This window comes from Paenibacillus ihuae (assembly GCF_001368795.1).
In the GTDB taxonomy this organism is placed as follows: domain Bacteria; phylum Bacillota; class Bacilli; order Paenibacillales; family Paenibacillaceae; genus Paenibacillus_AQ; species Paenibacillus_AQ ihuae.
The window spans coordinates 2,569,007-2,580,605 of sequence record NZ_LN831198.1 but is presented as its reverse complement, the minus strand read 5'-3'; the positions used below and the strand labels follow the sequence as shown (position 1 = coordinate 2,580,605).

Sequence of the window (11,599 nt, the reverse complement as noted above, 5' to 3'; positions counted from 1 at the left end):
CCACGCTTAATGGCCCAATAAAAAACAGCTACGGATGCTGTCCCCGTAATGATGATAAACATTTCAGGCTTCTCATAATCCATACATACAACACAATACGTTTCACCGCTGATCAAATGAATATTTACAGGCATCCGGTTTAGAATTGCTTGATGGATAAGATTCTTTCTGAGCAAATATTTCTCGTCTCCTCAAAAGATGATCTTTTTAGAATTATAAACAACCAGGAGGGGGATGAATCAAATGAGGTATTAAATAAGGCAAGCTAGAATCATAAATAACAAAAGAGCCGTTCACAGAGTGCAGGGCTCCTTGTTCTTTTGCCTTATCTCCATTAACGTTTTCAATCCCGCAAAATGCTCTTCATCCGAAAATATTCTTCCTCCGTGATTTCACCTTTTGCAAATCGTACATCCAAGATTCTCTCTGGAGTATTGTCATTAAAACGTGAATTCCCTTCCCCCCTAACCCATTTTATCACCAAATAGATTACACCTAAGATCAACAGAAAATTGATGACCAATCCAAACATACCGAACCCAAAACCATACCCCATCATCATTGTGTATCTTCCTTTCATCGAATTAATGGAAGACGGACTCGGACAGTTGTCCCCTTATTGATCTCACTTTCAACATGTATAGATCCGGCATGAGCCTTCACAATCGCTTGTACAACGGCAAGTCCGATTCCGGCTCCGCCAGTCTTCCGGTTCCTTGATTTCTCTCCGCGGTAAAAACGTTCAAAGATATAGGAAAGTTCATCTTCAGGTATTCCCATTCCGGTATCGGATACGATGACTACGCCCTCTGCTTTCTCTTTTAACACTTCAATATGAATACTTCCAGAACTCGTATATTTGAATGCATTGCTTATCAGATTTACGAATACCTGAACGAGCCGCGAACGGTCCCCTGTGATCCAAACGTCATTTGTACTTATCAGGTCACCTGAAAGTCCTTTATCCCTAAACTGGCTGGATACTGTATTTAACGACTTCTCTACAATATCGTTAAGAGATACGATTTCCGTCTTCAGCTGAACCATTGGATTCTCTACGGCAGCCAGATTTTCCAAATCACTGATGAGCCGGACCAGCCGCAGGACTTGATCATGGCACACTTGTAGTTTATCCGGCGTCGGTTCCCAAATGCCGTCCTGAAAAGCTTCCAAATGGCTTTGTATTGTTGTTAAGGGTGTTCGCAGCTCATGCGCCACATCAGCAGTCAGTAATTTCCTTAACTGATCTTGCTTCTCCAACCCGTCAGCCAAATGATTGAGCGCACGCCCCACGTCATCGATCTCTGTATTTTGATTGATAACTACAACCCGGGAAGTGAGATCTCCCTCCCTCATTCGCGAAGCGATATCTTTGATCTCTAAAAGAGGCTGGCTAATGCTTTTGGCCAAATACCGGCTAAACAGATACGTCCCGGCAATGACAAGAAGCATTGCTGCCCATAACAATGTATTAAACATTCGTAGAAACTGCTGATTTAGGCTTTGCGATGTTTCGTTCACTGGTTGAAATTCCATTGTCCCGATCTGCTGATTGCCTTTTACGATTGTTTTTGTAATGGTGTCTTGCATAGGCTGGGAATCAACTTGTCTTTGCATCCCCATTTGGCTAGTGTCCCAAATCAATTGGTGGTCTTTGTCGTATACACGAACGATATAGTCACTTACCATCGCCTGATGCGAAATGATCATCCATACATTTGTATTCCATTGGCCGGTAGACTCATGATAAGCGTCTTTTAGATCGTCCAGTAGACTTTGTATTTCCGCCTGCTCCTGGTTTTTCTGATATTGGTTGAACGAAACGTTCATTACTAAGTTGACAAGCAGAACAATAGACAGAAGCGCAGCAAGAGCTACACCGGCATGGGATATAAGAAGCTTTCTGCTCAATCCGCCTCTATTTCTCATCCGAACTCACCAAGAATTTATACCCCACTCCAAACACTGTACCAATAAAAACAGGGTGTTTAGGGTCATCGCCAATTTTTTGTCTAATATTCTTGATATGAACATCGATGGTTCGCTCGAATCCTTCATAGGTGTCACCTTGGGTAAGGTTAACCAGCTCTAGTCGTGAGAACACTCTCTTCGGATGCTTCGCTAAAATTTCCAGCAGCTTAAACTCCATAGGGGTGAGGGATACGGGTTCCTCGTGAATTCTCACCTCATAACGTTCCGAATCTATTGTTAAACAGCCTTGGGCATATGACAGCAGTGATATATTCCCTTGTTCCCGCTGATTGGTTCTTCTTAAAAGACTAATCACCCGAGCGAGCAGCTCTCTTGGGCTGAATGGTTTGGTTATATAATCATCGGCCCCAATCATGAGACCATTTACCATATCGTCCTCACTGCTTTTTGCAGTCAGCATGAGAATCGGAACGTTCGATGATTTACGTACCATTCTGCATACTTCCTCTCCGGTCATATCCGGAAGCATCAAATCCAGTACGATCAGATCGGGCTGTAAGGTTTCAAATAGATGAATCGCGCCTATTCCTGTATCGGCTTCGTACACAATATAATTATTCTTTTCCAAATAAGCCTTAATGACCTGCAGGATATTCTCTTCATCATCCACCACTAAAATTTTCACGAACTTCATCACCTACTTTGTAGTTAAAAATGAGACAGACCTCATTTCTATGAGGTCTTATCTTATCATGATCGGATTAGAAGTTCATCATACCCCTGCGATATTGGGAATTTTGCATCATTCCTGACATTCCATTCCCGCTTGATGTACTGCAATTTTCATGCATTTGCTTGATTTGTTCCTCTGACAGGTTGGGGTGCATTTGTTTGGCAAAGGGCAGCATTTTTTCGAAAAAGCCGCTGTTGTTCTTATCATTGTTTGCTGTTGCAGCGTAAGCGCCAGCGGTGCCAATCCCCATAACCAGTACCAATGCCGATAATCCAATCCAAAGTTTCTTCATTTGTATCTCCTCCTTATAGTTACACTATATAAGAGAGTTATGAAGAACCAATTTGCAGCTTGTGAAGAAGTTATGAAGATAGCAAAAGGAAACCGGGGGCCATAGGCAATATTATCATAAATCGACATGGGGAACGGGTTCGGCAATTGGAACACCATGCCCACACGCTTACGCAGCATTTCTGTTCGTATCCCTTTTTCATATATGGAGTACCCTGAAATCTGAATATCCCCTTCCACTCTCATATCCTGAATTTGGTCATTCATTCGATTAATGGTTCGCAGCAAGGTATAGGATTATATCAGAAAATGGGATACCGGCAGGTTGGTGTTTTTGAGAAGGAAGGTATTATGGATGGGGAATTCATTGATGTGATGATTATGGAGAAACTGCTTTAAATTGAAAAAAAAACGTGGAGGAAACCGATTCTTTCCACGTTTTTTTATATTACAAGTACTGGATATTTTAGGTAATCGGACACTGGATCCGTTTAAGGATCATGTACGTTACCGATAATACAGTCCCTATAAACATCAGGAAGGTTAGAGCAAGATATATCTCTTCGAAAGTATTTAACTAACAGAACAATAGATCCAGAATTTTTTCATCTGCCTTTCTATTCTTCCCGATATATGGGTAACAGTGAATGTGAATTGCTGGATTGAAGTTTAGTTCAATTATGCTGTAATTGGTATCGTTCGCTGCTTCTTCTATAGAATCAATCATCATATCTACACCACATATGGTCGCTCCTGCAGCTTTAGCTGATTGAATGGCAAGATCTTTATAGCTGTTCGGTATTTCATCAGTAAAATCGATACTGTCTCCTCCCGTACTAATATTCGAGTTCTCTCTCAGATAGATGATTTCTCCTAATTGGGGTATATCGTTCCAACTCATAGCATGGTTCTTTAAAAACATCTCTTCTGCTTCGCCTAACTGAATTTTTTCCAAAGGAGTCTTATATCCTTTACCTCTAAGCGGGTTTTTATTCTTCTCGTGAACAAGCTGTTCGATCGTGTGGATTCCGTCTCCAATGACATTTGCAGGGACACGATGTAGAACTCCTACGACCTGGTCTCCCATGATCAGAAAGCGATATTCCTTACCTGTTATGAATTCCTCAAGAAGGACCGTCTTATCGTGTGTGAAAGCTATTTTAAACGCTTTTTCCATATCTTCTCTTGAGTAATCTCGATTGAAGATCGTAATGCCTAACCCAAAATTAGTTGATTTAGGCTTAATTACAATTGGAGTGCTACGATACGTATCGTAACTGGACATTGCTTCATCTAAATTCTGAAAGGTTTCTCCAGAGGGTACACGGATTCCATGCTGATTAAGAATGTCTTTTGTAACAACCTTATTTTCCATAATTAGCACAGTACTATAGGAGTCCAAGGCAGTTTTCGTAGCCTGCTTCACATACTCTTTATGATCTCCTTGTGAAAGCAGTACGAAATTCTCCTCCCGATCCATCAGTTCAAATCGTATTCCTCGCTTCACTGCTGCCTTTAAGAGTAGTTGAGTTGATAATTCGAGATCCTCATATCCTGTAAATCGGTAACCATTATGAATACTTTCTTCAGCGTATTTTTTTGCTTTATCCAGATGGTACGTCAAAAAGGACGATTCTTGTATTTCCTTCTTCACTATAGATGCCGCATTTAGCTCGGAATGGAGAATCTTTTGCTTTTCACCATCTATTATTTTACGATAATCCTCGTTTCCAGGAAACAAAAGCTCCACCATTTCTTTCATCTCATTGATAAAAGAAAGCGCCATTTCCTCCATGGTGAGCTGACAATATTCGGACTCGTTTAAAAACCCCTTTATTCCTTCCATTATCACTTGATCTTGGTTAACAGCAGCAATCCTTTGATCTTCCTTGTTATAGGATTCATCTACTTTAAGCAGCATAAAGAGAATAAACAAATGGATAAAGGACATCATTTCCATGCTTATTCCTATCTTGTGAAGTGGATTGATATCGATAAATCGAAGTTCTAAATATGCCACTCCCTCTTCTACAAGGTCTTGAACTGGATTAGTTCCCTTTGAGGTTTTAATACGGACAGGGCTGTAATATTCTTTTACACTTAATAGTTCATTTTGTTGAATCAATCTGTTTAAATCATGAACATACTCTGTGGCTGAATTAAAAGAGACATAATACAATTTTTCATTTCGATAGCCACACATACTGTTCCGAAGTGAATTCATCATTGGGAAATAATAACTTTTTTTATCAAGTGAGTCCGCTAAGTTAACACATTTCTCAATATACGTATTATCAAAAACAGGGCTTGCCCCTGTTAGGTAAATGAGCAACCACCGGTATCTTAACAAATTACGGGCTACTTTAAAATAAACCGTATCTTTGAACTCCTTGAAGTCTTTGTAGTGTCCCTGAGTTTCGTATAACCTCACAAGGAGTTTCTCATCAAATGAGAAATTATAATGTATTCCGCTTAACAATTGTCTTTTACGACCATATTTATCCGCCAATTCCTTTCGATAATCGTCCGCAACAGGATCGCTCATTTTGGCAATAGGAATTTCTTCTTCTTCGGGTAGCATAGGAGGGTTACTGCTTGGCCACAAAAACTCCCCTTCCAATTCTAAAGAAACAATGTCTTGCAAGGCTTCCATGAAATGATACGTCTCCTCAATCGAGTCTAAGGCAGGAGTGATCATTTCAATTTGACTCTCTGAGAAATCCGTTTGAATATAAGGATTTTCTGTTTTACTCCCAAAAGCTTTAGGGTGGGGCGTAAGGGCAAGTTTCCCCTCTTGGTCGACCCGTACATTTTCTTTTTCTAAACCAAATCGACCTCGAATTAGATCATCTTGAAGTGCATTGTCTATAACAATCTGTACAAGTTCACGATTCAACCAGTTCATATTTATGACCGTCCTTTTTCTATGTTTATTCAGAAACTGCAAGCGATTTATGAATGCTACGCAAAGACTTTCTAAACCAGATGACCAAAATAATACCCTTAAAAACACTACTTAGCGCAATCGACATCCACACCCCATTTAATCCAAACGGTTCCGATAAGAGCAAAGCCACGGGTATTCTTAATACAGTAAATAAAATGCTGAATATTGGCGGAATATATGTTTTACCAATACCGTTAAATGCTCCAACTGTCATCAGTTCCATGCACATAAACAACTGAGAAAAACCGATAATTCGCATGTAATCTGTTCCGAGCTTCATGCTCGTTTCATCAGTTAGAAATACCGAGAAGAGCTGCTGAGGAAATAAGATAAATATGAACGAAATGAAAGCACCGAATATTGTGGTCATCAGCAACGCCTTTCGATAGCCCTGCTGTATTCGATCCAATCGACGTGCTCCATAATTTTGTCCAAAAAAAGCTGCAATAGCCCCTTGCAGACCACCGATCGTCATATAGGAGATTGATTCTATTTGAATACCTACCTTTTGAACAGCAATGGCCTCAGCCCCCCAACCGACTATGATCTTGGCCATAATGATCGATATGATCGTAAAGGTGATCCGTTGAATCGAAATCGGAATTCCCAATCGAATGACTTCTATCATGAGACGGCTATTCCTTACCGACTGTTTAGAGATAAGGTCTAATTTTTTTGTTTTTATGATAAACAGCAAGGTCACTAATAAATTGGCCGTTAGTGTAGCAATAGCTGCACCTGCAACTCCCCAACCTTCTAAACTGCCTACTCCATATATTAACAATGGATCAAGAATGATATTTAAAATGAGACCCATTGAAAAAATATAAAATGGTTGCTTACTGTTCCCCATCGCATTCATAACGGTTGCATATAAGGTATTAAGTATTGAAAAGACGGCCCCCACGATCGAAATCATTAGAAATTGCTTCGCCATTAACTCAACTTCATTTCCAAGATCGAAGAAGCCTATAAGCTGGTCCTGGGTCGAAATAATAAAAACCATATAGAGCAGTCCTAATACAACAGACATTACAAATCCGTTCTTTACATATGAATAAGCTTGTTCTATCTTACCGGATCCCATACAATGTGAAACCTTGATTCCTGTACCAATTGTTATCATGGTCGATAAAGCAATCGCTAAATTAATAAAGAAGCTTGCTGTACCAATTGCAGCAACCGGACCACTTCCTAGCCCTCCAACCCAGATCATATCGACAAGACCATAGGTTGTAGATATGAAATTGGTAGCAATGATGGGGAGTGTCAATTTCATTAAAGTAGACATTATTGGACCTTGGGTTAAATCATTTGTGCCCTTCATCTGCTACTCCTTCTTGCTCCTAATGTAATATGAAAACCGACCACAAGTGTCGTTCGAATAAAAAGTGATGTCTTTTTTAGTCAAAATCAATACATTCATAAGCATAAACTTATATATTATCCAGAATATGTGACTGATTTTGTATAAGCGGCATCTTCTTCTAAAACTTTCCGCTGTCTAGAGCAGCCATACACCCTGTACCTGCTGCAGTAATCGCCTGACGGTACTTCGGATCTTGTACGTCTCCGCAAGCAAATACGCCAGGGATGTTCGTTTCGGTTGTTCCGGGTTTCACACGAATATATCCAACAGGATCGAGATCGATCTGTCATGAACTTCGAAGCTCGCAGTTCATCCGCCGGTGAACAATCGTCACTTTGGAAGCGAACTTGGTAAGAAAATTTGCTTCTTCCATTGCGGAATCTCCCCCACCCACAACAACTACTTCTTTGTTACGGAAAAAGAACCCATCGCACGTTGCACACGTACTTACACCACGGCCAATATTCTCTTTTTCGCCAGGTATGCCACCGAGCAAATTCGCCGACGCACCTGTAGAGAGAATACTGGATTCAGCTTGCAATTGACCAAGTCCTTCTACCTTCACTACAAATGGACGAGACGAAAAATCAACATCATTGACCCAGCCATTCATAAACTCGGCACCGAACCGCTTGTTTTCTCATGTTATCCATGAGTTCGGGACCCATTATTCCATCAACAAATCCTGGGAAATTATCTACTTCTGTAGTTAATGTTAATTGGCCCCCCCGGTTGTGGTCCTTCAGTAACAAGCGGATTCAGGTTAGCTCTAGCTAAATAAATAGCTGCAGTCAACCCTGCGGGACCTGTTCCTATAATTATTGACTTGTACATGACTTCTCACTCCTTCGTTTGATTTAAAGGCGGAAACTGGATTCTACCTTCTCAAATCATTAATTACACTGATGAGATCGGCATGCAGCAATCGTTTATATTGGGTGCACTGCTAATGCTACATACACCCGTCTCTGGCAACTCTAATTCAACCTTCAGCGCGGCTTCTAGATCGCCATCCAGGTAGGCTACAATTGATCTGCCCTGTTCGTATCCAGTAGCCATAAGAAATGTTGGTGCCCGACCATAACTCTTCATTCCAACGAGGTAAAAGTTTGGTTCTAGGAGTTTGAATCAGACTTAAAGATATTCAGCTTTTTTGTATAGTTCTGTTCTATACTCGTTCGAGATCATCGCTTCTAGCAGGTAGGCGATGATCAGGATGCCCGGAATATCAATCAGAAGCCGGGTAATGGCAAAAGTCGTTCCCAAAGCGGACATTTCGAACAGGAGCATTGGAATCTTCGTAGTGGACCATGCCCCGATGAAGATTAGAATATTGCTGAATTTGACGCCCTTTTTCATCAAAACTGCGGCAACCGGAAAAGCTCCATACAGGGGACCTGCAGCCGCTGAACCAATCAGAAAGGCGAGCACGATTCCCTTCCATCCCGATTTTTCCCCCATGTATTTCATCATGACCTCCTTGGGTACCCAAGTATCCAGAATTCCCAACAGAATAAAGATGGGGGGAATGACAAGAAGCATCTCTTTCAGGCTGAATGCTGATATTTGCATAGCATTCGTACCGGCATTTAGGTTCAACAAATACAAAATGGTCATTACTACGACATGATGGATTTTTTTCACCCTGTCAATTTTGACAATTTATTGCCTCGTAATCAATTACTCCTGATGACACTTCCTATTATGAATTTTGTGAAATATAAAGGTCTAAATTCTTATCATGAACAAGGGAAAAAATGGTGAATTTTTTTTCCTTTCTCGATTGGATAACGCCTCCACGCTCCAGGATCTGCAAGTGATGCGTCAATGTAGAAGCTGGAATGACTAATCCAGATACTAATTCACAAAGACATGAGTCCTGAACTTTCAATATGCCGATAATTCTCAATCTGGTTTCATCACCCAATGCTTTTAATAAAAGAGCTTTTTTTCGCAGTCCCTCTTCATTGTTTAATACCGGGAGAACAGTAAGCGATTGTTTGATAACATCATTCATTTCATTGTCGTTTTTGGGTAGCCAATCGGTTTTTACGTGATTCATTAAGAGTACCTCCATTTGAGTTTGTTTACTTATAATTATTATATAACTAATTTTATAGTTTTGAAATACGTGATATCCATGTTGCCTGACGATAATGTGAACTTATTTTATCCCAAACAAAGTATTTCACCATCATAAACAGACTCATACCAGGAAAATATCACTGGTAGATACCTAGTCCTAAGTAACCACGAGTACATACTGTATAGGTGTTTCCAATATAACTAGCCGTACGTGCCTTCTCTGCCTGCACACCACCCCGAATGAATGTGTGATGATCGTTTCAATCAGCTTAACTTCCAAGTAATATCCACTTCAGCAACGTTCCCACGTAGCCAGCACCTGGGAGCCCTAACCCTTGAAATACTTACTCCTGTGCTGAAAAAATTTGTTTTCCTGACTTCTTTCTGGGAAGGGGGGGATCTCTTTGAATTATCTTGATTAGGACATGACTATAATAATTCTCGGTTAACGGAACACATTCTTGGCCTAATTCGGAAGTCGGTACAGATTCTTGTCATTAGCTTTTGACAAGAATCTGTACCGTGAAAAAAGAAAAACCCGCAATTTATGCGGGTTCCATGCGGAACACATTCTTGTCATCCGACAAGTGACACAAAGTTGCCTACATAAAGGACACAAACTTACCTACATTGTTATTATCATTAAAGATCTTTGGCGAAAAGGATCAATTTCAACAATAAAACTGATCCTCACTCTAGATCGAACAGTCTTCAACTAAATGGTAAAAGCTCGCTTTACCGACTGGTACTAAGCAGTAGTTAATATGAAATCCACTCCATTCAATCGGAGCATACTAACTAAAGTGGAAACATATTTGTGGTTCAGATCAATATTGGAATCCCACTCGGATTCAATTTTAATCTCATCCATACTTCCTCCAACAACCTCTCACTTGTATCCACTGCTCATTTACTTGGCACCCTGTAGCCCCCCTATAAGCAACCTTTGTATAATTTAACCGAAACTCAGAATTAATCACACACTAGGCTCATGTGCATATAATTGAGAGTGAAATTACTTACATTAACGGAGGGCTACGCTCATGAATATGGTTTATCCCTATTGGATCAGATCACAATTCGTTCCCATTTGGGCAACTTCAACTCAAGACGCGCTTGAATTAATGAGGACTTCAGTCCAAGGGGAACGGAATGATGAACTTTTTTATGACCAACTCATTCATCTTACTCCTAGCCAGAAACAAGCTGAAGTTATTACCTCTATTCGGAATGATGAACGAGGGCATAATCAAATGTTCCGACAAATGTACAGAGAATTAACTGGACATGAAGTGACAGGAGTTAGTAACGAAGTTCCTGAACATGTTAATTCGTATATTGCCGGGTTGCAAAAAGCCTTCCAAGGTGAATTGTCAGCAGTTGAAAAGTATCGAAAGATATGGTTCGGCCTTCCTTATGGCGTTTATAAGGATACTTTGTATGGCATTATTCTCGATGAGCAAAAACATGCGGCAAAGTATAATAATTTATTGATACAGAACTTACCTGGAAATTAGTAGTAATTACTTGGACTGCCATCTGCCATTCATAAATACACACGAATCTAGTCCGAGCTTTTGCATGAGGCTTAGTACCTTCTTATAGTTCATCCAATTGCCGTCATTCTGCCACAAGAACAATTGAACTACCGGTGCCCGTACTTTCCTTCGTAACGTTTATAGTTCTTTACGAATTTGTTGTTTGGCTTTGGCGTCACGCCGTTTCCCCTCCCCTTTCGCTTCAGATAGGCGTAGTAACCGCTTCTGGACATGTTAAAGGCAATGTTCCTATGTAGTCAGCATGACCCATTTTTGGACCCTATAGTTCCAAGGTTGTTTTAAGTGTTTCATTATTAACTTCTCTCCGCTCTACAATTGAGCAAAAAAAGAGACTCCTACCAGGGAAATGTAACCTCTCTGGTAGGAGTCATCAGCCTTTCGGCAGTTAAAGCGAACTTTATCGATTTAATATATTGGTAAATTATTCCTTGAATGTAGGGATTAACTCCAAAAATCAGACTGAATAATCAGCTTTACTAAATATAGTACTCAATGAACTCCTCGCTGTACTTATGCCATGATTTCTTCTGGAAAAGCGCTATAAATAGTGCAGCAGCGCTTAATAATCCAATAAGCACAAAAGAAATTCTATACGCCGTAATATTGGATGGTTTGCTTGTAGCTGGTAGTAACCTAAGCGACATTTGGTATAACATCCCACTTAGTGTAACACCCATCCCCAT

Annotated in this window: 10 protein-coding genes and 4 pseudogenes; 3 read left to right on the top strand and 11 right to left on the bottom strand. The window is 40.3% G+C overall.

Translation table 11 applies throughout. From position 1 onward, the window contains the following. Positions 1–343 precede the first annotated feature (343 nt). From AQR02_RS11610 to pstB, 5 genes and pseudogenes are all read right to left on the bottom strand, one after another. Complete coding sequence (locus tag AQR02_RS11610) at positions 344–562, bottom strand: SHOCT domain-containing protein (protein WP_052098472.1); 219 nt, start codon at positions 560–562, stop codon at positions 344–346. 14 nt (positions 563–576) lie between these two features. Continuing rightward, positions 577–1,911 (bottom strand): sensor histidine kinase, encoded by a 1,335-nt coding sequence (locus AQR02_RS11605; protein ID WP_245237345.1) that lies wholly within the window; start codon positions 1,909–1,911, stop codon positions 577–579. 7 nt (positions 1,912–1,918) lie between these two features. Then, a complete protein-coding gene (locus tag AQR02_RS11600) occupies positions 1,919–2,626 on the bottom strand; it encodes a response regulator transcription factor (protein ID WP_054940680.1) in 708 nt (235 codons plus the stop codon). Positions 2,627–2,693: 67 nt separating this feature from the next. Beyond that, positions 2,694–2,957 (bottom strand): hypothetical protein, encoded by a 264-nt coding sequence (locus AQR02_RS11595; protein WP_038696152.1) that lies wholly within the window; start codon positions 2,955–2,957, stop codon positions 2,694–2,696. 92 nt (positions 2,958–3,049) lie between these two features. Next, a pseudogene (gene pstB / locus AQR02_RS35530) lies at positions 3,050–3,247 on the bottom strand (phosphate ABC transporter ATP-binding protein); the annotation flags it as partial. On the opposite strand from pstB, the pseudogene AQR02_RS32425 reads away from it, so the two are divergent. Further along, a pseudogene (locus AQR02_RS32425) lies at positions 3,245–3,355 on the top strand (N-acetyltransferase family protein); the annotation flags it as partial. The pseudogenes pstB and AQR02_RS32425 overlap by 3 nt on opposite strands. 178 nt (positions 3,356–3,533) lie before the next feature. Here AQR02_RS32425 and gshAB read toward each other — a convergent pair. The 6 genes and pseudogenes from gshAB to AQR02_RS11570 all read right to left on the bottom strand — a co-directional run bounded on the left by gshAB (position 3,534) and on the right by AQR02_RS11570 (position 9,334). Then, positions 3,534–5,861: a bifunctional glutamate--cysteine ligase GshA/glutathione synthetase GshB gene (gene gshAB / locus AQR02_RS11590; RefSeq protein ID WP_038696150.1), complete on the bottom strand. Its 2,328-nt coding sequence runs from the start codon at positions 5,859–5,861 to the stop codon at positions 3,534–3,536. Between the two features lie 25 nt (positions 5,862–5,886). Continuing rightward, on the bottom strand, positions 5,887–7,230 hold the full coding sequence (locus AQR02_RS11585) for an MATE family efflux transporter (protein WP_038696148.1): 1,344 nt from the start codon (positions 7,228–7,230) through the stop codon (positions 5,887–5,889). Positions 7,231–7,390: 160 nt separating this feature from the next. Continuing rightward, positions 7,391–8,106: pseudogene (locus AQR02_RS11580) on the bottom strand (NAD(P)/FAD-dependent oxidoreductase). Positions 8,107–8,169: 63 nt separating this feature from the next. Next, positions 8,170–8,388 (bottom strand): annotated as a pseudogene (locus tag AQR02_RS34090) (glutamate synthase); the annotation flags it as partial. Between the two features lie 18 nt (positions 8,389–8,406). Next, on the bottom strand, positions 8,407–8,916 hold the full coding sequence (locus tag AQR02_RS11575) for a permease (RefSeq protein ID WP_038696146.1): 510 nt from the start codon (positions 8,914–8,916) through the stop codon (positions 8,407–8,409). Positions 8,917–8,974: 58 nt separating this feature from the next. Beyond that, a complete protein-coding gene (locus tag AQR02_RS11570; RefSeq protein WP_038696144.1) occupies positions 8,975–9,334 on the bottom strand; it encodes an ArsR/SmtB family transcription factor in 360 nt (119 codons plus the stop codon). A 1,066-nt stretch (positions 9,335–10,400) separates the two neighbouring features. Between AQR02_RS11570 and AQR02_RS11565 the strand changes: the two genes are divergently transcribed. Next, complete coding sequence (locus AQR02_RS11565) at positions 10,401–10,874, top strand: ferritin-like domain-containing protein (protein WP_038696142.1); 474 nt, start codon at positions 10,401–10,403, stop codon at positions 10,872–10,874. Between the two features lie 534 nt (positions 10,875–11,408). Further along, on the top strand, positions 11,409–11,599 hold a 191-nt coding region (locus tag AQR02_RS33055), incomplete at its 3' end, for a hypothetical protein (RefSeq protein ID WP_209444147.1).